Origin of the sequence: Vibrio sp. SCSIO 43153 (assembly GCF_023716625.1) — a bacterium.
In the GTDB taxonomy this organism is placed as follows: Bacteria; Pseudomonadota; Gammaproteobacteria; order Enterobacterales; family Vibrionaceae; genus Vibrio; species Vibrio rotiferianus.
In genome coordinates this window covers 312845-338555 of record NZ_CP071855.1, presented here as the reverse complement: position 1 = coordinate 338555, position 25711 = coordinate 312845, and the positions used below count along the sequence as shown (strand labels likewise).

General features: G+C 45.4%; 25 protein-coding genes. 11 read left to right on the top strand and 14 right to left on the bottom strand.

Going from position 1 to position 25711, the window contains the following annotated elements:
• Positions 1-44 precede the first annotated feature (44 nt).
• Positions 45-905, bottom strand: coding sequence for a co-chaperone DjlA (gene djlA, locus J4N37_RS01635; protein ID WP_038885329.1), 861 nt, complete (start codon positions 903-905; stop codon positions 45-47).
• 268 nt (positions 906-1173) lie between these two features.
• Here djlA and lptD point away from each other — a divergent pair, with 268 nt between their 5' ends.
• From lptD to apaH, 6 genes are all read left to right on the top strand, one after another.
• A complete protein-coding gene (gene lptD / locus J4N37_RS01630) occupies positions 1174-3519 on the top strand; it encodes an LPS assembly protein LptD (protein ID WP_252041543.1) in 2346 nt (781 codons plus the stop codon).
• A 55-nt stretch (positions 3520-3574) separates the two neighbouring features.
• On the top strand, positions 3575-4858 hold the full coding sequence (gene surA / locus J4N37_RS01625) for a peptidylprolyl isomerase SurA (protein ID WP_088881367.1): 1284 nt from the start codon (positions 3575-3577) through the stop codon (positions 4856-4858).
• On the top strand, positions 4848-5846 hold the full coding sequence (gene pdxA / locus J4N37_RS01620; protein WP_252042095.1) for a 4-hydroxythreonine-4-phosphate dehydrogenase PdxA: 999 nt from the start codon (positions 4848-4850) through the stop codon (positions 5844-5846). Before surA ends, pdxA begins: the two co-directional genes overlap by 11 nt.
• Positions 5843-6655 carry a 16S rRNA (adenine(1518)-N(6)/adenine(1519)-N(6))-dimethyltransferase RsmA gene (gene rsmA, locus J4N37_RS01615; protein ID WP_010445616.1) on the top strand — a complete coding sequence of 271 codons (813 nt, stop codon included), beginning with the start codon at positions 5843-5845 and terminating at the stop codon, positions 6653-6655. Before pdxA ends, rsmA begins: the two co-directional genes overlap by 4 nt.
• A gap of 71 nt (positions 6656-6726) precedes the next feature.
• Positions 6727-7107 (top strand): Co2+/Mg2+ efflux facilitator ApaG/CorD, encoded by a 381-nt coding sequence (apaG, locus tag J4N37_RS01610; RefSeq protein WP_010445614.1) that lies wholly within the window; start codon positions 6727-6729, stop codon positions 7105-7107.
• A gap of 12 nt (positions 7108-7119) precedes the next feature.
• The gene (apaH, locus tag J4N37_RS01605) at positions 7120-7926 is read left to right on the top strand and encodes a bis(5'-nucleosyl)-tetraphosphatase (symmetrical) ApaH (RefSeq protein ID WP_252041541.1); all 807 of its coding nucleotides are present in this window, start codon (positions 7120-7122) and stop codon (positions 7924-7926) included.
• A gap of 67 nt (positions 7927-7993) precedes the next feature.
• Here apaH and folA read toward each other — a convergent pair whose 3' ends face one another.
• The 6 genes from folA to rplU all read right to left on the bottom strand — a co-directional run bounded on the left by folA (position 7994) and on the right by rplU (position 11869).
• Entirely contained in the window at positions 7994-8473 is a 480-nt protein-coding gene (gene folA / locus J4N37_RS01600) for a type 3 dihydrofolate reductase (RefSeq protein ID WP_138941763.1), read from the bottom strand.
• Between the two features lie 9 nt (positions 8474-8482).
• A complete protein-coding gene (locus J4N37_RS01595) occupies positions 8483-8956 on the bottom strand; it encodes a threonine/serine exporter family protein (RefSeq protein ID WP_029560911.1) in 474 nt (157 codons plus the stop codon).
• A complete protein-coding gene (locus tag J4N37_RS01590; protein WP_252041540.1) occupies positions 8956-9723 on the bottom strand; it encodes a threonine/serine exporter family protein in 768 nt (255 codons plus the stop codon). The genes J4N37_RS01595 and J4N37_RS01590 overlap by 1 nt, the downstream gene beginning before the upstream one ends.
• A gap of 169 nt (positions 9724-9892) precedes the next feature.
• Positions 9893-11068 carry an Obg family GTPase CgtA gene (cgtA, locus tag J4N37_RS01585; protein ID WP_010445604.1) on the bottom strand — a complete coding sequence of 392 codons (1176 nt, stop codon included), beginning with the start codon at positions 11066-11068 and terminating at the stop codon, positions 9893-9895.
• Positions 11069-11279: 211 nt separating this feature from the next.
• Complete coding sequence (rpmA, locus tag J4N37_RS01580) at positions 11280-11537, bottom strand: 50S ribosomal protein L27 (RefSeq protein WP_005383095.1); 258 nt, start codon at positions 11535-11537, stop codon at positions 11280-11282.
• Positions 11538-11557: 20 nt separating this feature from the next.
• The gene (gene rplU / locus J4N37_RS01575; protein WP_000271393.1) at positions 11558-11869 is read right to left on the bottom strand and encodes a 50S ribosomal protein L21; all 312 of its coding nucleotides are present in this window, start codon (positions 11867-11869) and stop codon (positions 11558-11560) included.
• Between the two features lie 257 nt (positions 11870-12126).
• On the opposite strand from rplU, the gene ispB reads away from it, so the two are divergent.
• Complete coding sequence (gene ispB, locus J4N37_RS01570; RefSeq protein WP_010445457.1) at positions 12127-13098, top strand: octaprenyl diphosphate synthase; 972 nt, start codon at positions 12127-12129, stop codon at positions 13096-13098.
• An 80-nt stretch (positions 13099-13178) separates the two neighbouring features.
• Here the strand turns inward: ispB and J4N37_RS01565 are convergent, their stop codons facing one another.
• Together J4N37_RS01565 and mdh are read right to left on the bottom strand one after the other, a co-directional pair.
• Positions 13179-13370 carry a hypothetical protein gene (locus J4N37_RS01565; RefSeq protein ID WP_010445455.1) on the bottom strand — a complete coding sequence of 64 codons (192 nt, stop codon included), beginning with the start codon at positions 13368-13370 and terminating at the stop codon, positions 13179-13181.
• A gap of 125 nt (positions 13371-13495) precedes the next feature.
• Positions 13496-14431, bottom strand: a complete 936-nt coding sequence (gene mdh / locus J4N37_RS01560) for a malate dehydrogenase (protein ID WP_038885336.1) — start codon at positions 14429-14431, stop codon at positions 13496-13498.
• 360 nt (positions 14432-14791) lie between these two features.
• Between mdh and argR the strand changes: the two genes are divergently transcribed.
• From argR to J4N37_RS01540, 4 genes are all read left to right on the top strand, one after another.
• Positions 14792-15262, top strand: a complete 471-nt coding sequence (argR, locus tag J4N37_RS01555) for a transcriptional regulator ArgR (protein ID WP_045386424.1) — start codon at positions 14792-14794, stop codon at positions 15260-15262.
• Between the two features lie 385 nt (positions 15263-15647).
• A complete protein-coding gene (locus J4N37_RS01550) occupies positions 15648-16616 on the top strand; it encodes a TAXI family TRAP transporter solute-binding subunit (protein WP_010445448.1) in 969 nt (322 codons plus the stop codon).
• Between the two features lie 290 nt (positions 16617-16906).
• Complete coding sequence (locus tag J4N37_RS01545; RefSeq protein WP_045386422.1) at positions 16907-19486, top strand: TRAP transporter permease; 2580 nt, start codon at positions 16907-16909, stop codon at positions 19484-19486.
• 44 nt (positions 19487-19530) lie between these two features.
• Positions 19531-19968: a universal stress protein gene (locus J4N37_RS01540; protein WP_005430588.1), complete on the top strand. Its 438-nt coding sequence runs from the start codon at positions 19531-19533 to the stop codon at positions 19966-19968.
• Positions 19969-20042: 74 nt separating this feature from the next.
• On the opposite strand, the gene thiQ is transcribed toward J4N37_RS01540, so the two are convergent.
• The 5 genes from thiQ to mpl all read right to left on the bottom strand — a co-directional run bounded on the left by thiQ (position 20043) and on the right by mpl (position 25588).
• Positions 20043-20747, bottom strand: a complete 705-nt coding sequence (gene thiQ / locus J4N37_RS01535) for a thiamine ABC transporter ATP-binding protein (RefSeq protein WP_045386419.1) — start codon at positions 20745-20747, stop codon at positions 20043-20045.
• Entirely contained in the window at positions 20747-22333 is a 1587-nt protein-coding gene (gene thiP, locus J4N37_RS01530; protein ID WP_082038706.1) for a thiamine/thiamine pyrophosphate ABC transporter permease ThiP, read from the bottom strand. Before thiP ends, thiQ begins: the two co-directional genes overlap by 1 nt.
• A 14-nt stretch (positions 22334-22347) precedes the next feature.
• Positions 22348-23340: a thiamine ABC transporter substrate binding subunit gene (gene thiB, locus J4N37_RS01525; protein ID WP_045386414.1), complete on the bottom strand. Its 993-nt coding sequence runs from the start codon at positions 23338-23340 to the stop codon at positions 22348-22350.
• Between the two features lie 251 nt (positions 23341-23591).
• Complete coding sequence (locus J4N37_RS01520) at positions 23592-24230, bottom strand: flavin prenyltransferase UbiX (protein WP_038885341.1); 639 nt, start codon at positions 24228-24230, stop codon at positions 23592-23594.
• Positions 24230-25588 (bottom strand): UDP-N-acetylmuramate:L-alanyl-gamma-D-glutamyl-meso-diaminopimelate ligase, encoded by a 1359-nt coding sequence (gene mpl / locus J4N37_RS01515; protein ID WP_252041539.1) that lies wholly within the window; start codon positions 25586-25588, stop codon positions 24230-24232. The genes J4N37_RS01520 and mpl overlap by 1 nt, the downstream gene beginning before the upstream one ends.
• Positions 25589-25711 lie beyond the last annotated feature (123 nt).

Genomic DNA, 25711 nt, shown 5'->3' with positions numbered 1-25711 from the left:
GGCACTAGGTGCCCTTTTTATTGAGATTTGATAAGAATACGCACTTATTTAAAGCCTTTGACCTTTTTAATCAGATCGTAAGCATTCTGAATTTCCTGCGACTTTTCTTTCGCTACGTTCATCATTTCTGGTGGTAGACCTTTTGCCATCAACTTGTCTGGGTGATGCTCATTCATCAGTTTACGGTAAGCGCGCTTAACGGTTTTACCGTCTGAATCTGAAGACACATCCAGAATTTTATAAGCATCAGCCAATTGATCCGCTTGCGAAGCTTGTTGCCAACCTGAACCTGATGACTGGTACTGGCCTTGATGTTGTCCTTGGAATCCACCCTGACTTTGGAAACGGAACGCCGCTTCTTGCATGTGCAGACGACGCTCTAATTGCTCCGAAGAAAACCCGAGGCCACGTGCAATTTTATGTAGTACATTTCGCTCACTTGGATGAATCGAACCGTCAGCAAATGCTGCCGAGATCTGCAGCTCTAAGAAGAACTGCAATAAATCGAAACGACCGCCTGAAGATATCTTTACACGTACCAACACATCATCTAGAGGGAAGTCACTTTCTTTCCCTTCACGAAACGCGTCTTGTGCTGCGCGGCGCTGGTCGCCATGAAGACTCATGCGGTCCATCATCGCTGATGCTAATTGAATCTCTTCTTTAGTCACTTGACCTTTGGCTTTTGCTAGGTGGCCCATTACCGCAAACGCCGCTTTGAAGAACTCTTCTTGCCGCTGTGCTTGGCTAGGCCCTTTACCGAAACCACCTGTAGAAAATCCAGCTTGGCTTAAACGGCGCGCTTTATCGAATTGATGACCGATAAATAGGCCAAACAATAAACCGAATGGTCCTCCAAGCAACAAGCCAAAAAAGGCTCCTAATATTTTGCCAAAAATATGCATTATGTGTTCTCTATCAATGAATTTTTATCGACGACGACGGTCTTATAGTGCTGGACGCGATGATTTCCTTTATGATAAGGGAATTGTTTTTATTTCGGCCAGGCCATTTCGCCTATTTATCTTTGTGACTTATGTATTTGGCAATTATGCCATAACTATATGAGCTCTGAGATACGCGCCGCTATAGTTAGATTCATTTGGCTATGTAGCGAAGGGATAACGACCCCAATAGCCATCGAGCAGCAGTGACACAGGACAGTTCAATTCCATGCAACATTTCTCCCGCACGTTTTTAGCGGCTTCTATCAGCACCGCTCTGTTTGTACCCACAACTCACGCTGAAGCTAATATGCATGATAGTGTGCAGGAAATGCCCACCACAGATCAATGCTTGGTCCAAACCGACAATGAAGATACGCAAAGCATTCCTGTCAAAGTGGAAGCCGATAACCTCCAAGCCATAAATGGTGATAAAGCAATTTATTCTGGCAATGTTAAAGTCACTCAGGGCCGTAAGCGTATCACAGCTGACAATGTCACTTTACATCAGCAAGACAATGTCGTCGTAGCTGAAGGCAACGTAACGTTCAATGATGGCGAAGTAAAAGCGAATTCCACACGCGCTACCAACGACATAGATCAAAACACTTTTTCGCTAGAGAACACTGACTACAAGTTTTTATGTGAATCAAAGCGTGGTAGAGCAGCCTACATATCTAGAACTGGTCAATCTTTGTATGAAATAGAAGATGGCTCTATGACAGCCTGTCCTGAAGGTGATAACTCTTGGCGCCTCGTTGCATCAGGTATTGATATTGACCAAGATGAGGAAATGGCAACGCTTTATAATCCTCGCTTTGAGATACTAAACATACCAGTGATGTATTCACCATATCTTACTCTTCCAATTGGTGACACACGCAAAACTGGTTTCTTGTTTCCATCGATCTCCTATGGTTCAAGTGATGGCTTAGAAGTAGAAGTACCATTCTACTGGAATATAGCCCCAAACTATGACATGACGATCACTGCTCTCTACATGCAGGAACGTGGAACAAAGCTAGACACAGACTTCCGCTACCTAACGGATGGATGGGGAGGCGGCTCTTTAAAAGCAGAGTATCTTGCGGATGATGCTAAGAAAAAGTCAGAAAGTTCTCGTTGGGGTTACCAATTTAGACATGATGGAATAATTAACGAGCACTGGTTAGTCAAAGCAGACTACTCAGAAGTAAGTGATATCGATTTTTTCCAAGACTTAGACTCAGACATTGGTAATCGTGAAGATGGCCAATTGCTTCATGAAGGGTTCGTCCAATACCGAGAGGAAAACTGGGATGTTAGCCTTACTGTTCGTGATTTTCAGATTCTATTAGAAAACGGTAATAAACCTTATCGCCTTCTTCCTCAGCTAGAAGCTAATTACTACGCACCTCTTTGGAGGTCATACCTAAACTTCGATATTATCGGGCAAGTGAGCCAGTTCGATACTGAGGATAATGCAAAACCTGATGCTACACGAGTGCACATTGAGCCGGGCTTAACGATTCCTCTCTCGACTACATGGGCATCATGGACAACTGAAGCTCGAGTACTTTCAACCTATTACTCACAGAAGTTAGATAGCTTAACCGACGCGAATCTAAAACAAACTTTGGACGAGAGTGTAAGTCGATTGATTCCTGAGTTTCGTTCCCACGCTCGCATTTATTTAGAGCGCGACACAAGTTGGTTAAAAGGCTACACCCAGAGTTTGGAACCCCAAATTCAGTACCTATATGTACCTGATGAAGATCAAAGCAACATATATAACTACGATACAACCCTGCTACAAACCGACTACTACGGACTGTTCCGTAGCCGTAAATACAGTGGCATAGACAAAATTGCCTCAGCTAACCAGTTAAGCTATGGTGCCAGTACTCGTTTCTTTGATGATGACTATAAAGAGCGTCTAAACATATCTTTTGGCCAAATTTACTATTTTGACAAGAAGACCAAGCTAAGCAATAACCCTAGCTTACCAGACGAAACATCTAACTATTCATCATGGGCTGTTGAAGCTGACTTTAACTACGATGACTACCTTTTTTACCATGGTGGCATCCAGTACGACATTGATCTAAGCGCAATGCAACTTGCTAATAGCACCTTGGAGTACCAGTTCCAAGGTGGTTTTGTACAGGCTAACTACCGTTACGTTACAAGAGATTACATTGAAGATACCATCGAACTACCCGACTTAGATCGAATCACCAAAGATGGTATTTCTCAAGCAGGTCTGATCGCCTCATATGAGATAAATAGAAACTGGTCAGCTAGTGGTCAGTACTACTACGATCTAAATGAGAAAATCGACTTAGAGTGGTTAGCAAGCTTGAGATATACCTCTGATTGTTGGTATGTGGGCCTAACATACACAAATCAGTTATTGGGTTGGAACAACGCAATCATTGGTGCAGACGGTGCAGATCCGGAGTATGACAACAACATCAGTGTCAACTTCGGTATTCAAGGCTTCTCAACGACGCAGCAAGGTGTAACCGCATTTAATGAACTTTCTCAAGCCGACAACGCGATCAAATACGGCCGACCATTCTATCTGAACAATTAATCAAATTAAGCGTCATATATATCGATGACGCTCAATTTTAACAACGGAATATTTAATGAAAATTTGGAAATCCATCTTATTCACCACCCTACTATCTTGTGGTGTTGTAGCTGCACCTGTTGAGCTAGATAAGGTTGCCGTAATTGTAAACGATGGTGTGATACTACAAAGTGACATCAACACCGCGATGAAAACACTTCAAGCCAATGCCAGACAGAGCGGGCAAAGCTTACCTTCTGCAAGTGTACTGAAGGAACAAGTCGTTGAAAAACTCATCATGGATACATTGCAAGAGCAAGAAGCAGAACGTATTGGTGTCCGCATTGACGACAACCGCCTAAACCAAGCCATTGCGGAAATTGCGCGTAACAACAACCAAACGATTGAGCAGCTAACGACTTCAATCCAGCAAGACGGCTTAAGCTACGCGGAGTTCCGAGAGCAAATTCGTAAAGAAATTGCTGCATCCGAAGCTCGTAACGCGCTAGTCCGTCGCAGAATTAATATCCTTCCAGCAGAGGTAGATGGTCTTGCTGAGCAACTTGCACAAGAAACCAACGCGACGGTTCAATACAAAATTGGCCATATCCAGCTACGATTCTCCGATGACAAGCAAAAGTCAGAAGTTGAAGCGCAAGCAAAAGAACTGGTCAAAGAGTTGAACAAGGGTGCCGACTTTGCAGAAATGGCATACGCGTATTCTAAAGGCCCTAAAGCGTTGCAAGGTGGTGATTGGGGTTGGATGCGTAAAGAAGAAATGCCAACCATCTTTGCTGACCAAATCAAAATGCAAAATAAGGGCAGCATCATCGGTCCATTCCGCAGCGGCATTGGTTTCCACATCCTAAAAATTGAGGATGTAAAAGGTCTTGAGACTGTTGCAGTCACCGAAGTAAATGCTCGCCACATTCTTATTAAACCAACGGTTATTCTCAGTGACGATGGTGCGAAAAAACAGCTAAACGAGTTCATTCGTCGTATTAAAGCTGGTGAAGCAACGTTTGCTCAACTGGCAACACAATACAGCCAAGATCCTGGTTCAGCAGCACAAGATGGTGAGCTGGGCTACCAAACTCCGGATCTTTATGTGCCAGAGTTCAAACATCAAGTTGAGACATTACCAGTCGGCTCAATCAGTGAACCGTTCAAAACAGTACATGGCTGGCATATTGTTGAAGTGCTAGACCGCCGTCAAGTAGACCGCACTGACTCAGCGATGAAGAACAAAGCTTACCGTATTCTATTTAATCGCAAGTTTAATGAAGAAGTAGGCGCATGGATGCAAGAGCTTCGAGCGAGTGCATTCGTTGAAATCGTGGATGACAATGATGAAAACTAACTCGATTCGTAGAATCGTCGTCACCGCAGGTGAGCCTGCGGGGATTGGCCCTGATTTGGTGCTGGCCCTATCTAAGGAAGACTGGGCACACCAAATTGTCGTTTGTGCAGACAAAAATGTATTGGCAAAAAGAGCCAATCAGCTCGGCATAGACGTTCAACTGTTTGATTACAATCCAGAAGAAGCACCCAAAGCGCAACAAGCTGGCACTTTAATTGTAGACCACATCGAAATCGCAGAGACTGCGGTAGCCGGTCAACTTAATGAAGCCAACGGCCACTACGTGTTAAAAACGTTAGAAAGAGCCGCTTTGGGCTGTATGAATGATGAATTTGATGCTATTGTCACCGGCCCTGTACATAAGGGGGTGATTAATCGCTCAGGCGTTGCGTTCAGCGGTCATACAGAATTCTTCGCCGAGAAGTCCAACACACCGTTGGTCGTGATGATGCTGGCAACTGAAGGTCTGAGAGTGGCACTTGTTACTACACATATTCCTTTAGCTTATGTTTCAAAAGCCGTCACGGAAGAGCGATTAGAGAAAATCATCGATATTCTTCATAAAGATCTTGTAGAAAAATTTGCCATCTCTCAACCAAACATCTATGTTTGCGGGTTAAATCCACATGCGGGAGAAGATGGCTGTTTGGGTCGCGAAGAGATCGAAACCATCACTCCGACATTGGAAAAGATTCAAAAAGAAAAAGGAATCAATCTGATCGGCCCTTTGCCGGCAGACACCATTTTCAATGAAAAGTATTTAAACGATGCTGATGCTGTTTTAGGCATGTACCACGATCAAGTGTTGCCTGTATTAAAATACAAAGGCTTTGGTCGTTCAGTAAACATTACGCTTGGTCTACCATTTATTAGAACGTCGGTGGATCACGGTACTGCATTAGAACTGGCAGGGACAGGTCAAGCGGATACAGGGAGCTTCCGAACAGCGCTCACGCATGCGATAGAATTGGTAGAGAAGAAACAATGAGAAATGATGTCCATTTAGGACACAAAGCGCGTAAACGTTTTGGTCAAAACTTCCTGAACGACCCATACATTATTGATGGCATCGTATCAGCAATTAACCCAAGACCAGGTCAGAACCTTGTTGAGATCGGCCCAGGTCTTGGTGCAATTACTGAACCTGTCGGCCGTGAAGTCGATAAGTTCACCGTAATCGAGTTAGACCGCGATCTAGCAGAGCGTCTACGCAACCATCCAGAATTGGCTGACAAGCTGACCATTCACGAAGGCGATGCGATGCGCTTCGACTTCACTCAATTAGTGAAGCCAAACAACAAGCTACGTATCTTCGGTAACTTGCCATACAACATCTCTACACCATTGATGTTCCACCTATTTGAATTTCATAAAGACATTCAAGACATGCACTTTATGCTTCAAAAAGAAGTGGTAAACCGTTTGGCAGCAGGCCCTGGTAGCAAGGCTTACGGCCGTCTAACGGTAATGGCTCAATACTACTGTAAAGTTGTGCCCGTACTAGAAGTACCGCCGACTGCATTTGTTCCGCCACCGAAGGTAGATTCAGCAGTGGTTCGCTTGGTTCCTTACGAAGTCCTTCCTCATCCAGCAAAAGATTTGCGTTTGTTGGAGCGTGTATGTCGCGAAGGCTTCAACCAACGCCGTAAGACAGTACGTAACTGCTACAAATCACTGTTGAGCACAGAAGTATTGGAAGAGTTGGGCGTAAACCCAAGCATGCGCCCAGAGAACCTGACGCTACAGCAGTTTGTTGCCATGGCAAACTGGCTTGCGGATAACCCGCAGCACCAATAACTCAAACGATGAGCCAAACCCTTTGCGGTTTGGCTTATTATTATTGAGATAGTCGTTTACGAGGAGTGCACATGGACGTCATTCAACCTTGCATCAAGATTCAAGTTCATACCAAATACATTGAAGAACAGTCCAACCCTGAACTACAACGCTACGTTTTTGCTTACGTCATTACGATAAAAAACCTCAGCCAACAAACCGTACAATTAATCAGCCGCCGCTGGTTGATTACCGATTCCAATGGTAAGCAAATGACCGTAGAAGGCGAAGGTGTTGTCGGTCAGCAACCTTTTATTCCCGGTAGCGACGAATACACCTACAGCAGTGGCACCGCACTTGAAACGCCCGTTGGTGTAATGCAAGGGCATTACATACTTCTGGACGAAAAAGGGCAGGAATTTATCACCGAAATTGATCCATTCCGCTTGGCTGTTCCCAATGTTTTAAATTAATCAGGAGAGTCAGTGGCTACCTATATTGTTGGTGATATTCAAGGCTGTTTCGATGAGTTGTTACAACTGTTAGAGCAGGTCAACTTCTCAGCCAACCACGATCAACTGTGGTTAGCAGGCGACCTTGTCGCTCGCGGACCTAAATCTTTAGAAACACTACGCTTTGTTAAATCTCTCGGAGATAACGCAAAAGTCGTACTGGGTAATCATGACTTGCACCTAATGGCCGTCTCTCAAGGGCTAAAAAAAGTCAAAGATAAGGATAAAACCGCGCCTATCTTCTCAGCGCCAGACAAAGATGAACTGCTAACTTGGCTATCACAACAACCACTATTGGCAGAACACGATGACTTTGTCATGTGTCATGCGGGCATCTCTCCACAATGGGACTTGGTGACCGCTAGAAGCTGCGCTCGTGAAGTGGAAGCAATGATTCAAAGTGCGCAATTGCCTTGGCTGCTAGAAAATATGTACAGCAACCAACCTGACCTATGGGATGAATCCCTATCAGGGCTCGACCGTTACCGCTACACCATCAACGCCTTTACTCGTATGCGTTTTTGCTTTCCAGATGGCCGCTTGGATATGGATTGTAAACTGCCACCACAAGAAGTGTCAGAAGATGAACTTGTGCCATGGTTTAAACTGCCACAACGAGTCCCTCTAGAAAAAGCAATTCTATTTGGGCACTGGGCAGCCCTTCAAGGTCATATCGATGAAAGCATTATCGGACTTGATACGGGCTGCGTTTGGGGTGGCTCACTAACCATGATTCGTTGGGAAGACAAGCAAGTCTTCACTCAACAAGCTCTCAGTTAACGGCTCTGATTGCCGGACTAGAAAACAAAAAGCACCGCATTTGCGGTGCTTTTCTAATTCTATCCGATTACTTTTCTAGGACAGTAAAACGCATGTTGTAAGCGTTTTTCTCATCCGCTTGGTACGCTTCAGAGTATGTTTCTTTGAACTCACTTCCCCAATCTGGGAACTGAGTATCTCCATCAATTTCGGCTTCAATATGAGTGACATACAGCTTGTTAGCCATTGGTAAACAAGCAGAATAAATCGCCCCGCCACCAATGATCATCACTTCGTCTACCTCGCCAACAACGTCAAGCGCATTCTCAATCGACGTAACAGTCGTTACCCCTTCGATTGTAAGCGATGCATCACGGCTGATGACAATGTTCAAACGACCAGGTAATGGACGCCCAATCGATTCATAAGTTTTGCGTCCCATCACTACTGGTTTACCCATGGTGCAACGCTTAAACCATGCAAAATCGGCAGGAAGATGCCAAGGCATTTGGTTATCTTTACCGATAATACGATTGTCTGCCATCGCGGCAATCATGCTGATGATCATATTGGGTCCTTAAACTATTGGTCGACGGCGATAGAATAGCAGCCCCGGAACTGCCAAGCCAACCGCTAAGCCTGCAATAATAAACATCGCTTTAAGAAAGTTTTCCATGCACGTCGCAATAAGTTCAGGTGAGTAACCCAAGTGGTTTATCTCTACCATGGCAATCATCGCTTTATAAGCAAATACCCCAGGAACCATAGGGATTAAGGCTGCAACAGTGAATACTTTAGGATGAGCAAGAAAACGATGCGACCAATGAACACCAATCATGCCAACCAGAGTAGCGGCAAAAAAAGTAGCCCACTCAATCGGTAAGCCAAAATGCATCATCAAATATCGACTGCCATGGCCAATAGCACCACCCACTGCACAATAGACTAAAGCTCTCTGTGGCACATTGAACACCATAGCAAAGCCGACAGCTGGAATCGCTGCAAAAAACATGTCATTTAAAAGACCTAAAGCCAGTTCAAACACACTCATTAGCTCATCCACCCCCAAATGCCAGTCACCTCCATTGCCGCCACAATACCAAGGCAGGTTGCTAAAGTAAGCAAGCTCGCCATAGTGAATCGCGCGATCCCCATGTTGATGTGGCCTTTCAACATATCAGCAACCGAGTTAATGAGTGGGAAACCCGGAACTAGCATCAGTACTGATGACGCCATAGCGACCGTGGGCAGATTTCCGATATCCAAGATAACCGCTTGAGCAGAAACAAGAGTGGTAACAAAAGCCGTTGCAGCAAAGTTAAGTAATGGGTTGAAGTGACGATGACCTATCTCTTGACGTACAGTCATACCAACTGCTGAGGCTATAAACGTCATAGCGAACACCCCCCAATCCCCTCCGGCAAGGCGACTAAAGGCAGCGCACGATAGGCCAATCATAAATACCACCAACCATCTGTTATAACGTTCAGGGCTAATATGATTGAGCTTTTTTTGCGCCATATTGAAATCCAGCAGTCCACGCTCCATTAGGATACAGATACGCTGAATTTGGGTTATCACACGCATATTGATGCCGCGATCAGCACAGCTCCGCGCAGTGGTGATGCAGTGATCTTCCATAACAGTGGTCACAACAAGTGCATTAGCAGAGAGTGCTACAGCAACTTCAGATACTCCACATGCAAGACCGATACGACGCATGATGTCACTCACCAAAGTGCTTTCTGCACCATGGGCCAATAACATCTGTCCAGACTGAGCGACTAACCTAGATATCGCTCTCTGCTTTGATGACATAGAGACTTCCTAATTCCTTTTATAAAAGCGTGTAGACGCAAACAGTGCCGCCTACTAAATATGTGATTAAGCACAATTTGATATTGTGCCGCAAATCACATCGGCTAAACATGATTTAGATACAAAAAAAGCCGCAATACACATTGCGGCTTAATGAATTAGCTAGCGATTAGTCGCGGACGTAAACAACGTGACCGTCGTCTTCTTCGTCGTCCCAGTCATCCCAATCGTCGTCGTCATCTTCAGTGATCACGTCTTTACCAGCCATTGCGTCTTTATGGTAGTCATCCCACATGAAGTTAACTTTATCTTCTTCAGCCACTTCTTCCTCTTCACGAGGTAGGTTTTCCATAAAGTCTGCTAGCTTGTAGCAAAGCTCTTTTGTACCGTTACGGTTGATCGCCGAGATCTTGAAGTACTCGTCTTCCCAACCTAGCGCATCCAAGATCTCTTGGATCTTTTCATTCGCTTCTTCTTCCGGCATCAGATCCGTTTTGTTGAAAACGAGCCAACGAGGTTTGCCTGCTAGTTTTTCACTGTACTGCTCTAGCTCATCAATGATGGTTAGGGCATTTTGAATTGGATCTGACTGATCGATAGGCATGATATCAATCATGTGCAATAACACTCGGCAACGCTCTAGGTGCTTAAGGAAGCGAATGCCTAGACCTGCACCGTCTGCTGCACCTTCGATAAGACCTGGAATATCAGCAACCACAAAGCTCTTCTCAGGAACCACACTCACAACACCCAAGCTTGGGATTAGCGTAGTAAATGGGTAATCTGCTACTTTTGGTTTTGCTGCGGATACTGCGCGGATAAAGGTTGATTTACCTGCGTTAGGCAGACCTAGCATACCAACGTCAGCCAATAGCAATAGCTCTAGACGGATTTCACGGATTTCACCTTTAGTACCCAACGTTCTCTGACGAGGAGCGCGGTTTACTGAAGATTTGAAACGCGTGTTACCAAGACCGTGCCAGCCGCCTTTAGCGACCATCACTTTCTTACCGTGTTCTGCTACTTCTGCAACGATTTCGTTAGTGTGGATATCAACTGCGCGAGTACCAACTGGCACGCGAAGCGTGATGTCTTTACCACGTTTACCAGTACAGTTACCGCCGCGACCGTTTTCACCGCGTTCTGCTTCGTAAAAGCGTTGGAAACGGTAATCGATCAGGGTATTTAGGTTTTCATCGGCTTGGATGTATACATCACCACCATCACCACCGTCGCCACCATCTGGGCCACCTTTGGTGATGAATTTTTCACGCCAGAAACTTACAACGCCGCTACCGCCGTCACCAGCCTGAACTTTTACTACCGCTTCATCTACGAACTTCATCTTTTACTCCGACTACTTCGTGCGTGGATTAAATCTGACTTGTCATCAAACAATTTTAGCAGATGACAGATCTAAGCTCCCAGATACCCAGCGCTCAGGGCTAAAACGAGAAACTTCGATATGTCGACTGCTACAAATAAAAAACCCCGCCGAATCGGCAGGGCTTTTGAATTCAGCTGTAAAGCTTTAATAATTAACCTAAAAGGTAAAATTACTCAGCTTCGATGCTTACAAACTTGCGGTTCTTAGGACCTTTAACCTCGAACTTCACCTTACCTTCAGTAAGAGCGAATAGAGTGTGGTCTTTACCGATACCTACGTTGTTACCAGCGTGGAACTTAGTACCACGTTGACGAACGATGATGTTACCTGCAAGAACAGATTCACCACCGAAACGCTTAACACCTAGACGTTTGCTTTCTGAATCGCGGCCGTTACGAGTAGAACCACCAGCTTTTTTGTGTGCCATTGTTAAACTCTCCTAATAGATTAAGCGTTGATACCAGTGATCTTCACTTCAGTGAACCACTGACGGTGACCCTGTTGCTTACGAGAGTGCTTACGACGACGGAACTTAACGATTTTAACTTTATCGCCACGACCGTGTTGTACAACTTCAGCAACAACTTTGCCGCCCTCTACAAGAGGAGCACCAACTTTGATGTCTTCGCCGTTAGCAACAAGAAGAACTTTATCAAATTCTACAGTTGCACCAGTTTCAACGTCTAATTTCTCTAAACGAAGAGTTTGACCTTCGCTTACACGGTGTTGTTTACCACCAGATTGGAAAACAGCGTACATATTTTACTCCGCTTTTTCCGCACAGCCTTTTCATGAGGGTGTGCGCTAAACTAATCATCAATAGGGCGCAGATTCTACAGAAGAGATGCTCCTATGACAAGCCATATTTTGAAAAAATTGGCGAAAAGCTAATCGCCAAAGAAAAGTGCGGCAATCATGCCCTTTAGTAATGTATTAATCAACGTTTTTTAGTGTATTATTCGACAATTATATAAATCGAATAAGCCTTGCAGGGTCTAACTTCAGCCGGATATACGATGGATTTTAAAACTATCCAAGCGCTTACTGCCGATGACATGGCAAAAGTGAATGAAACAATTCAAGCCCAACTAAATTCTGATGTCTCTTTAATCAACCAACTCGGTTTCTATATCGTGAGTGGTGGGGGCAAACGCCTGAGACCACTTCTGGCAATATTGTCAGCACGTGCTCTTGGTTACCAAGGTAACGGTCATACTATGGCTGCGGCGTTTATCGAGTTCATCCATACAGCAACTTTGTTGCACGATGATGTAGTTGATGAATCTGACATGCGTCGTGGTAAAGCGACAGCGAACGCTGCGTTTGGTAACGCGGCGAGCGTGTTAGTTGGGGACTTTATTTATACTCGCTCATTCCAAATGATGACTGAGCTAGGATCAATGAAGATCCTTAAGCTAATGAGTGATGCTGTTAATGTGATCGCAGAAGGTGAGGTTCAGCAGTTGATGAACTGTAATGATCCTGACACGACTGAAGAAAGCTACATGCAGGTCATCTACTCGAAAACAGCACGTCTGTTTGAATCAGCAACACAAATTGGTGCGATTCTTAATGATGCTCCAGAAGAAGTAGAAGTGGCGTTACAAAACTACGGCAAATACCTTGGCACCGCATTCCAACTCATCGATGACGTGATGGACTATACGTCAGACGGTGAGGATATGGGCAAGAATGTTGGTGACGATTTAGCTGAAGGCAAACCAACACTACCTCTATTGCATGCGATGCGTAACAGTACACCAGATAATGCGCAGATGATCCGTGAAGCAATTGAAAAAGCGAACGGTATGGACAGGTTAGAAGAAATTCTTGCCGTCATGCAAGCTGCAGGCTCTCTCGAATACACCACGCAAAGAGCGCTGGATGAAGCAGATAAAGCCATTGCTGAGCTCGCAATCCTGCCAGAGTCTGAATATAAGCAAGCACTCATCACACTAGCCCATATGGCTGTAAAACGTACTAGCTAATAAAGTAGACCCAAAAGTAAAAAGGAAGAGCCATGCTCTTCCTTTTTGTTATCTATTGTTTTTAAACGTTGAGCATCATTCTAGTAATACTGGTCACTACTACCATGGAGTTGAGGGTTATCTTCTATTTCATCGAAGCTAACCGCTAATTGCTCTTCAGAGCCTTGCTTAGCCAACAGTACCGTTTCCGCTTCTTGGTCAACCACCAAAATGGTCCCTACTCCCTGCTGACACTCTACAACCATACCTTTACGGATTCGACTTGCTTCCATCATCTTCTCCTTCACAACGCTACTTGGTTCTGACTCTGATACGTAAGCCAACAAAAAAAGGATCAAAAAAGCCGATCTTAAGATCGGCTTTGTCATTATATGATGCTCTTTATATAGAGAGAGGCTTACTTAGCAAACTCAACACCAATGTTGATATCACCATTTAGCGTTTCTAGCATGCCATCAAGTGCTGACTTTTCGTAGTCACTTAGAGCACCGTAGCTTAGCACTTCTTCGACACCATCTTTACCTAGCTTCACAGGTTGTGCAAAGTAAGGAGCGTGCTCACTACCACCTTCTACGTATGCACACTCAACCACACCTTCTTCACCTTGAAGTGCACGTACTAGTGCTAGACCAAAGCGACACGCTGCTTGACCCATAGATAGAGTCGCACTACCGCCACCCGCTTTCGCTTCTACAACTTCTGTACCTGCGTTCTGGATACGCTTCGTTAGCGCTTCCACTTCTTCAGCAGTAAACTCAACACCTTCAACTTGAGAAAGTAGAGGAAGAATGGTTACGCCAGAGTGGCCACCAATAACAGGCACACGAATGTCACCCGGATCTTTGTCTTTTAGTTCAGCGACGAATGTTTCTGAACGGATAACATCTAGCGTTGTAACACCAAATAGTTTGCGCTTGTCGTAAACGCCTGCTTTTTTCAACACTTCAGCTGCGATTGGCACTGTGGTATTCACTGGGTTAGTGATGATACCTACACATGCTGTCGGGCATACTACCGCGATCTTCTCTGCTAGCGACTTAACGATGCCAGCATTTACGTTAAATAGATCTGCGCGATCCATACCAGGTTTACGAGCAACACCAGCTGAGATAAGTACTACGTCCGCACCTTCAAGTGCAGGTGTTGGGTCCTCACCAGCGTAACCTTTGATAGAAACCGGAGTTGGGATGTGGCTAAGATCGGCTGCCACACCAGGAGTTACTGGAGCAATATCGTATAGGGCTAAGTCAGAACCTGCAGGAAGGCGGTTCTTAAGTAGAAGGGCCAGAGCTTGACCGATGCCACCAGCGGCACCAATAACGGCTACTTTCATGTAGTTCTCCTTGAGAGTATTTCTCTTATAAACGTATTCGTAGGGTATTTTGTAACCAGCTAAAATAAAGCTATCGGAATCACAACTTGATTACAATCAATTAACGTCATCTTTGCGACCTCGCGCAACTCACTGTTATCGTGCTACAAATGAGGCCTCGATTATTCTGTTATTCGACTGAAATGACAAGAAATTCAATGTCATTTTTCACCTAGTTTTTGGAACAATACGAAACACTATTCTCTTTGGGGTTTACAGTGATGGAATTAACATATTAGTTGGAGCTTTTGGCTTTAGATGAATATCTATGCGAAAATATGCACATTGCTGATACTTAGATGAAGAGAATCAAAAAACACTATGCGCAATTCAGAAAAACAAGACAATTTAGTTCGCGCTTTTAAAGCACTATTAAAAGAAGAAAGCTTTGGCTCACAAGGTGAGATTGTTGATGCACTAAAACAGCAAGGTTTCGAAAGTATTAACCAATCTAAAGTCTCTCGCATGCTAACCAAGTTTGGTGCGGTTCGTACACGTAATGCGAAAATGGAGATGGTTTACTGCCTTCCTGCTGAGCTAGGCGTCCCAACAGTAAGTAGCTCTCTGCGTGAATTGGTGTTAGACATCGACCACAACGCAGCTTTAGTTGTTATCCATACTGGTCCAGGCGCAGCTCAACTTATCGCTCGTCTACTTGACTCACTTGGTAAGTCCGAGGGCATCTTAGGTGTGGTTGCTGGTGATGACACCATTTTTATCACACCAACAATGGCAGTAACGACGGAACAGTTGTTCAACTCCGTATGTGAGTTATTCGAGTACGCTGGTTAATGCTAACTACTTATGGGCTATGAAAATAGTTGAGTTTTTGTAGCCCATAATTTATGTAAAATGTTTGCTAATTAGGCTAATTTTCATCCACAAAAAACGTGACGCACATCACGCTATTAATTATTTTCACCAACCCCACCAGAAAACACTTAAGTAGCTGTAATAAAAGAACTATTACTCTCTATTTTCTTTTACTCCCATGACTACCCATTAGATTTTTTCGCTATAAGTTTTAACAATCGGATAATTTTCTGCCAAATTTTTGTTATTATTCGCTCGCTTTTTCAAACATTAGGATTGAAAAAGATGCCGTTTCCAGACAGGAAACTTCAGAAGTAGCTTATGGTTACTTTTGGGTAGATAAAAAATAAAGGAAGGGAAATTCATGGCATTTACCAAACTTATTAAAGTAGGCGCTATCGCTGCAGCTGTAATGGGCGCAGGCGCTGTTAACGCTCAAGAATTCATCACAATCGGCACAGGTTCTGTAACTGGTGTTTACTACCCTACCGGTGGTGCAATTTGTAAATTGGTAAACAAGGGTCGTAAAGACCACAACGTTCGTTGTTCTGTAGAGTCTACTGGCGGTTCTATTTACAACGTGAACACAATTCGTGCCGGTGAGCTGGATTTTGGTATCGTGCAATCGGATTGGCAGTACCACGGCTACAACGGTACAAGCAAGTTTGCAGATCAAGGCCCATACAAGAAGCTACGCGCGATGTTCTCTCTTCACACAGAACCTTTTAACATCATTGCACGCGCAGACTCTGGTATTGAAAGTGTCCAAGACCTGAAAGGTAAACGTGTAAACATCGGTAACCCTGGTTCTGGTGACCGCGCGACAATGGGCGTAGTAATGGATGCTATGGGCTGGACAAACGACAGCTTCAAACTGGCATCTGAGCTAAAAGGCTCTGAGCGTTCACAAGCGCTATGTGACAACAAGATCGATGCGTTTATCTACATGGTTGGTCACCCGAACGGTTCAATCAAAGAAGCAACAACATCTTGTGATGCTAAGCTAGTATCTGCAACGGGTCCACAGATCGAAAAGATCGTAGCAGACAACCCATACTACGCATACAGTACAGTTCCAGCTGGCATGTACCGCGGTACAGACAAAGACGTAAATAGCTTCGGTGTTGCGGCAACGATGGTAACAACAACAGATGTATCAGATGATGTTGCATACAACGTAGCAAAAGCTGTGTTCGAAAACTTCGACACATTCAAACGTCTACACCCAGCATTCGCAAACCTGAAAAAAGAAGACATGGTGAAAGCTGGTCTTTCTATCCCTCTTCACCCAGGTGCAGAAAAATACTACAAAGAAATTGGTTTGATTAAATAACCAATTCGCCATAAATCAAGCAGAGAGGGATGGCTCTCTGCTTGAAAGCAGGTGGTAGTTCTAATCGCCTGTTCAATTCAATTATCCGGTTCTATTTCCTAGAATCGCGTTCAATTACTCAAGAAAAATTAAAGCTGGCTTTATTTAATCCAGAGCTTTGCCGTTCTACTGGAAACAGCCAGACACCAATAAGAAGCAAGTTTTGCCCTATTCACTACACTGAAAGAGGCGAAATAAGGTTCTCGAAAAGTAAATCTAAGACAGGACCATCAATAATAAGGGAAAAGTACATGTCGACGAACAACACTCCGTCACAAGATGTGCAAGAAATGGTGGCTCAAGCCGATACTGGAGCGCGCAGCCCATCTGGGCTACAAGGCCGAATCTTATGGTTCGTTCCGCTGTGCTGGTCACTATTTCAATTATGGTATGCATCTCCACTACCATTTATTTTTAATTTTGGCGTACTGAATGACACTGAAGCCCGTGCGATCCACCTTACATTTGCTACTTTTTTAGCATTTACTGCTTATCCTGCAATGAAGAATTCTCCGCGAGATCATATCCCATTAATCGACTGGGTATTGGCGTTAGCGGGCAGTTTTTCAGCAGCTTATATCTTTATTTTCTATACCGAACTGGCTGGCCGTTCAGGCGCTCCAACCACCATGGATATCGTGGTTGCCGTTACAGGTATGGTTTTACTACTTGAAGCAACACGACGCGCATTAGGTCCACCACTGATGGTCGTGGCTGCCGTGTTCCTGACTTATACCTTCGCGGGCCCATACATGCCCGACGTAATTGCCCACAAAGGTGCGAGCTTAAACAAAGCGATGTCGCACCTATGGCTAACAACAGAAGGTGTATTTGGCGTTGCGCTTGGTGTATCAACATCTTTCGTGTTCTTATTTGTACTTTTCGGTGCCATGCTAGAACGTGCTGGTGCGGGCGCTTACTTCATCAAGGTTGCTTTCTCACTGCTTGGTCACATGAAAGGCGGTCCTGCGAAAGCGGCGGTTGTAGCATCCGGTCTATCCGGTCTCGTTTCAGGTTCATCCATCGCTAACGTGGTAACCACAGGTACATTCACCATCCCGCTAATGAAGCGTGTTGGCTTTCCTGGTACCAAAGCGGGCGCAGTAGAAGTAGCTGCTTCAACCAATGGCCAGCTGACGCCGCCTATCATGGGCGCTGCAGCCTTCCTAATGGTTGAATATGTTGGTATCTCTTACGTTGAAGTAATCAAAGCAGCCCTACTTCCTGCACTTATTTCCTACATTGCTCTGATTTACATCGTTCACCTTGAAGCATGTAAAGCAGGCATGACCGGCCTCCCTCGTCGCCACAACCCAACCATGCTACAAAGCCTATTATCATTTACCGGCACTATCCTTGGCTTGTGCGTCATCAGCGCCTTGGTTTACTACGGTGTGGGTTGGACTAAAGACGTCTTCGGCGATGCAGCAACACCTATCGTTACTGTAGCTTTACTGATTGCTTATGTCAGTCTTGTGAAGATTTCAGCGAATCACGTTAAAGATGGCGCGATTGAAATTGATGCTGAGCTAACCGAAGTACCAGATCCGGGCCCAACGATTAAATCTGGTCTGCACTACCTATTGCCTATCGTCGTATTGGTTTGGTGTTTGACGGTTGAGCGTTTTTCGCCAGGCCTATCAGCATTCTGGGCCACGGTATTTATGATCTTCATCTTGCTGACACAGCGTCCGTTGATTGCAGTGTTGTCCAAAGAGGGTGATCTTGTCGAACAAACGAAAGACGGTTTTGTCGATCTAGCTGAAAGCTTAGTCTCTGGCGCGCGCAATATGATTGGTATCGGTGTTGCGACCGCAGCTGCGGGTACCGTTGTTGGTGTAGTAACACTAACTGGTATTGGCCTTGTAATGACGGACTTTGTTGAGTTCATCTCCGGCGGTAGCATCATACTGATGTTGCTATTTACTGCAGTGATCAGCTTGATCTTGGGTATGGGTCTACCAACCACAGCAAACTACATCGTGGTATCAACACTGATGGCGCCAGTTATCGTCACTTTAGGTGCAGCACACGGCTTGATCATCCCACTGATTGCGGTGCACTTATTCGTGTTCTACTTCGGTATTCTTGCCGATGATACGCCGCCAGTAGGTTTGGCAGCCTTCGCCGCAGCAGCTATTGCAAAATCAGACCCAATTCGTACTGGTATTCAAGGCTTTACCTACGATATTCGAACCGCAATTCTGCCATTCATGTTCGTTTTCAACACGCAACTGTTATTAATGGGGATCGATACATGGTGGCATTTGGCGTTAACCGTGATCTCTTCGATCATTGCGATGTTGATCTTCTCAGCAGCAACACAAGGTTGGTGGTTCACACGTAACAAGTGGTGGGAAACCGTTCTCCTATTAGTGCTCACTTTCTCTTTCTTTAGACCAGGTTTCTGGTGGGACATGCTTTATCCCGCGAAAGTTCTTTCCCCTGGCGTTGAGATAGCTCAAATAACAGAAGGGCTAAATGTAGGAGAATCCATAGAGTTACGTGTCGCTGGTGAAAACCTTGAAGGTGACTACGTTGAAAAAACGGTACGTCTTCCGTTCGAAGATAAAGCAGCAACCGCTGAAGAACGTATTTCTTCAATGGGCCTAATGCTGACCGAGAACGACGGCAAAATGATCGTAGACATGGTTGAGTTTGGCAGCCCGGCAGAGTCAGCCGGAGTCGACTTCGACTGGGAGATCAAATGGATTGTTCAAGACGCAGATCGTCCAATGAAAGAATGGGTATTTGTGCCTTGCTTAATGATCTTGCTGGTACTTGCCCTGAACCAAAAACGTCGTGCTCGTAAGGAACAGTTGAGCGCATAACCGATTTGGCCCCGAGGATAAGGGGCCTCAATGAGAGACATTGAATGTACAAACAAATTCTTGTTCCGGTTGATCTAAATGACCAAGGCTTTTCTGACCGCGCTGTTGAGTTAGCGGTATGGCAGGCAAAGCAAGCCAATGCTGAAGTTCACTTGTTAACTGTTTTGCCTGGTATTCATATGTCGATGGTCGCAACTTACTTCCCGAAAGATGCGGCGGCGAAAATGAAGCAAGACGTAAAACAGCAACTCAAAGCCTTTGCAGACCAACATATTGATGACGAGGTGATCTACAAAGTCCACGTTGCAGAAGGCAAGGCGTATGCAACCATCCTTGATTACGCAGAACGTTTAGGTGCTGACCTTATCATTATGCCAAGCCATAAACGCTCAAAGATCAACAAAGTGATGCTGGGCTCTGTGGCAAGTAAAGTGGTAGAGAACTCACCAATCAATGTAATGGTAGTGAAACCTCAAGGTTAACGCGCTCATTCAAACTCATAAAACAAAAAAGGTTGATGCTTGCATCAACCTTTTATTTTTACAATGTAGAAGACTTACCCCGCCGCTTTGACAAAGGCTTTCAATGCTTCACTGCTATGTTGAGCGTTAAGCTCACCAATCGCACCAGCAGCTTCAACCTGACCACCAGCTACAAATGCAAAATGACTAGCAATCGCTCTGGCGTCACTTAAATGGTGCGTCACCATCAAAACGGTAATACCACGCTCAGCAGCAAGCTGTTTAACCAGTGTCAGCATCTCTTCTCTCAATACTGGGTCAAGTGCAGAAAAAGGTTCATCGAGTAACCACATTGGATGCGGCTGAACAAAACAACGCGCAAGTGCCACACGCTGACGCTGACCACCAGAAAGATGTTCAGGTAAACGGTCCAGATACTCAGCAACCCCGACTTGCTTCGCCGCTTGCTCAACAAGCAGTTTTTGGTCTACCGTGAGCTTTAAACCCGGATGTAAGCCCAAACCAATATTGTCCCTTACTGGCAGGTGAGCAAACAGGTTATGCTCTTGGAACAGCATTGAAAACGGACGCTGATACGGCTCTTTACTCACGATAGATGTGCCATCAACCAAAATATCGCCTAGGTCAGGGTTAATGAATCCAGCGACTAAAGCGAGCAACGTTGATTTACCTGCACCACTCGGTCCCATCAGCGACACGATTTGTCCGTGCTTAATCTCTAAATCAAAGCGAAATAGCTCACGTTGATAGGTGTACTGAACATCATCCAACACTAACATTATGCTTTCCCCTTTGTTTTTAATACTTTTTCAATCACAGCAAAGCAGCCTACGCTGAGTAATAGCAAGGTAACCGACACGACCGCTGCTGCATCCATTTGATAACTGCCGAGCAGTTGGAATAGATACAGCGGTAAGGTTCTAAACTCTTGCCCACCGAACAAAGCAATCGCACTTAAGTCGCCAATTGCAAACATAAAGCTGATAGCAAAAGCATGTGCAAATGGCTTGCGCAGTGCTTGCCACTCCACGACTTTAAAACGTTGCCAACCACGCATACCCAAACTGGCGCACACGTACTGGTACTGCTGTTCAATATGTAACATGGGTTGAGACAAGGTTTTAATCACATATGGCAATGCCATTAAGCCATTGACCAAAATAACCACAAAAAACGCCAAGCTGAAAACATCGGTAAACGATCGCAGTAACAGGAACAATCCGGTACTGATCACCAATCCCGGCGTTACTAAGATAATGGTTCCGATAAGCTCAATTTGATCGGCGCGAGTGTTTTTACACTGCAATCGCCAACGTCGGCTGGTCAGTAAAATCGATACGCCTGCTGCAACGGCAAGAGAGCTCGCCAGTGCCGCAACTTTGAGTGAATTAAGCAGTGCAGACCAAAAACGCTCATCGGTCAATACCGACCAAACTTGTTGGTTTATACCACTGAACACCACCATCACAAGTGGCGGAATTACTAGTAAAAAGGCACCTATGATCCAAAAGCTATCCCAAGCTTTTGCCCCCCCATGATCCTTCGTTAAATATTGCTGTACCGATGTGCTACCAGCGCTTACTGAGACTGGCTTCGTCAACTTCTGCACGCCAATCGCTAACAAGCCACATAGTAGCATTTGCCACAGTGCCAAAAGCGCCCCAGCCTGCAGATCAAAATCGAACTTAATCGCCTGATAAATGGCGAGTTCAATGGTGGTCGACTTCGGTCCTCCACCCAGCGCCATCACGGTGGCAAAACTGGTAAAGCAAAGCATAAACACCAAGCCGCTTACGTGTGGTAATTGCTGCCTTAGGCGTGGCCATTCCACCCAACGAAACTTGTCCCAATGACTCATTCCAAGGTGTGCACACAGTTTATGTTGCTCTGCGGGGATCGACTCTAATGCCTGCAAAAGGAGTCGCGCCGCATAAGGCATGTTGAAGAACACATGCGCAAGTAAAATACCGTTCAGGCCATAGATGGAAAACGGCAGCTCCGAATCGATGCTTTTCAGCCATTGTGCTAATAAGCCACTGTTACCGTAAATCGCCAATAAGCCAAATACACCAACTAACACCGGCAGAACTAAGGTAGACGCAAACAACTTTAGTAGTAGAGACTTCCCAAAGAACTCACGTCGAGAAAGTGCGTGAGCAACAGGAATAGCAAAGCCAACACTCAATAGTGTAGAAAGGAAAGCTTGGTAGAAGCTGAACTTGGTGACGTGTTGATAGTATGGGTCTCCCCACACCATAGACACATCAAGTGAAGGCGCTTGGACAATCAAAGCGCCGAGGGCAGAAATAACAAAGGTCGCGATAATCATCGCGACCCCTAACCCTATTTTCGGAACAGAATTCAAAAGTAGAACCTATGTTAGAACGTCAATGCGCTTTGCCACTCGCGAATCCAAGTCTTGCGCATTTTCGCTACTTCGTCTGCACTAAAGCTCAGTGGTTTGCTAGGTACGCTCAGAGTTTCAAAACCTTTTGGCAACTCAACGTCAGTCACTGGGTACATCCAGTTACCAGTTGGCATCGCAGATTGGAAATCATCACTCAAAATAAAGTTCATGAACTCATCTGCTAGCTCAGCATTCTTTGAGCCTTTAACCTTAGCCGCCACTTCCACTTGCATGTAGTGCCCTTCGGCAAAATTTGCGCTTGCGTATTTCGCGTCATCTTCTGCAATCAAATGGTACGCGGGAGAGGTCGTGTAAGACAGCACGAGATCAGACTCACCGTTCAAAAACATCGAGTAAGCTTCTGACCAACCTTTAGTAACTGTAACTGTTTTCGTTGCCAGTTGCTTCCACGCTTGAGCCGCATCATCGCCGTAGATGGACTTCATCCACAACATCAAGCCTTGACCCGGCGTCGAAGTACGAGGGTCTTGGTAAATCACTTTCAGATCATCACGCTCTTCCACCAGCTCTTTCATGCTTTTTGGAGGATTCGCCAACTTCTCCTTGTTGTATACAAACGCAAAGTAGCCGTAGTCATATGGTACGAAGGTCTTGTCTTTCCAACCACTAGGCAAAGTCGTTTTCGATGTATCGACATTATGTTCAGCCAGTAGCCCGGTCTTTTTCGCTTCCGCCATCAGGTTGTTATCCAAACCTAACACGATATCCGCTTTACTATTGTTTCCCTCTAAACGAAGGCGGTTAAGAATAGAAACACCGTCGTCCAGCGCAACGAAGTTAACATCGCACCCGCATTTGGCTTCGAACGCTTTTTCGACTTTAGGACCAGGTCCCCAATCAGCAGCGAAAGAGTCGTACGTGTAGACAGTTAGAGGGTTTTCAGCGGCAAACGCTGAAGTAGAAGTGATGGCTGCAAGGGCAATCAGACTAAGAGTGGTTTTCACTGCTCGCTCTCCATTTGCATTAGTAAAAATGAGTTGAGCGGCACAGGGTTGAGACGGTATTTAGGACTTCCAATATCCAGACTCAATTCCTACGCCAGCATTATCTGGTTCAGGTAATACGGGTCCCTGTTTGCTCAACAACGTTAAGCGATTAGGTCTCAGCGCCCAATAGTATTGATAAGATCAATGCCAAGTGGGTTTGCTCCCCGATGAGTTGGATGGATTGTAAAGGTCTTTTATTGATTACACAATCAACGTTGGTCATAACCCCAACGTGGCACTAAACCTTGCTCAATGCCAAGGTGATCAAGAATTCTCGCCACCATGAAATCAACCAAGTCTTCGATAGTTTTAGGTTGATGATAGAAGCCCGGCGCTGCAGGCATAATGGTGACACCCATTTGCGAAAGCTTGTGCATGTTTTCAAGATGCAACGTCGAGAATGGCGTTTCACGCACTACAAGCAGCAACTGTCCGCGCTCTTTCATTACCACATCAGCAGCACGCTCAATCAAGTTATCCGACATGCCGTGTGCAATGGCCGCGACACTCCCTGCAGAACATGGACACACCACCATTTGCTTAGGTGCCGCAGAGCCCGAAGCCACAGGCGAGAACCAATCATCTTTGCCACAAACGGTGATGTTATCTGGATTGCAATTAAGGTGTTCAACCAGCGCCTTTTGCGCCGCTTCAGGGCCACTTGGCAGTTTCAGGTCATGTTCGGTCGCCATTACCACGCGGGCAGCCGAAGAGATCAACACGTAGACGTGGTAATCCGCTGCCACTAAACATTCAAGAAGACGAAGTCCATATGGGGCACCAGAGGCACCCGTTAGTGCTAATGTGATGGCTTTTTTAGGGGTTACTTTTTGCTGCATAAATGTCATTAAGCTTTTTGTTTCAGTTGTTCTAGAAGCTTGCCGTGGATACCACCAAAGCCACCATTACTCATCACGAGAATTTGGTCGCCCGGTTGCGCTCGTTCGACGATTTTTGCGACAAAAGTTTCCATCTCTGCATCAACAAACGCAGGCTGTTTACACTGGTCTGCAATCTCTTGTACCGACCAATCAATGCTATCTGGTTGGAAGAGGAACACTTCATCGGCACTGTGTAGAGAAGCCGCTAAAGTATTCTTGTGCACTCCACGTTTCATGGTCGCAGAACGAGGTTCTAAAACGGCAAGGATACGTTTTTCACCAACCTTGTTACGTAAACCGCCCAATGTCAGTTCAATCGCCGTTGGATGATGAGCAAAATCATCATAAACCGTCACGCCTTGCTCTTCGCCTTTTAGCTCCAAGCGACGTTTGGTATTAATAAAGCGACCAAGAGCCTGACAAGCCAGTTCTGGTGCAACACCAACATGACGCGCAGCAGCGATAGCCATCAAAGCGTTATCCACGTTGTGATCACCAACAAGGTCCCAATCCACAATGCCCACTTTCTCACCTTGCAGTGACACTTCAAATTTTGAGCCATCAACAACCAGTTTGTGTGCTTGCCAATCACCATCGACCCCTGAGAACTGCTTTTCTGTCCAACAACCGCGCTCGATCACGTCTTGTAGCGACTGATCTTGCTTTGGTGCAAGGATCAAACCGTTGCCTGGAACAGTGCGCACCAAGTGGTGGAATTGACGCTTGATCGCTTCTAGATCATCGAAGATGTCCGCATGATCGAACTCAAGGTTATTCATGATCAACGTGCGTGGATGGTAATGAACAAACTTAGATCGTTTATCGAAAAAAGCACTGTCGTATTCGTCCGCTTCGACGACGAAGAACATGCTTTCACCCAAACGAGCGGATACACCGAAGTTACCCAGCACACCACCAACAAGGAATCCCGGTTGGTAGCCACAATCTTCTAGGATCCAAGCCAACATACTTGAAGTGGTGGTTTTACCATGGGTACCCGATACCGCCAGAACCCAGCGATCGTGTAATAGAAACTCTTGTAACCACTGTGGGCCAGAGGTGTAACGCATATTGGTATTCAGCACATGCTCAACACATGGGTTACCACGGCTCATCGCGTTACCAATCACCACGAGGTCAGGTTGTGGGTCAAGTTGAGAAAGGTCAAAGCCTTCAATAATTTCAATACCTTGAGACTCCAACAGGGTACTCATTGGTGGATAAACGTTGGCATCCGAACCCGTCACTTTATGACCTAGCTGACGCGCTAAAATTGCCGCACCGCCCATAAACGTGCCGCAGATACCCAAGATATGAATGTGCATAAACTTAACCTTGTAATGCGTTCTTTAATCCTTTCATTATCGTGATAACCACCAGAAAAGCGAGAGCCTTTCGCTGTGTTCTTGCAGTCTCTTTCACAAATCTGACAGGGCTTAGGGCTGACT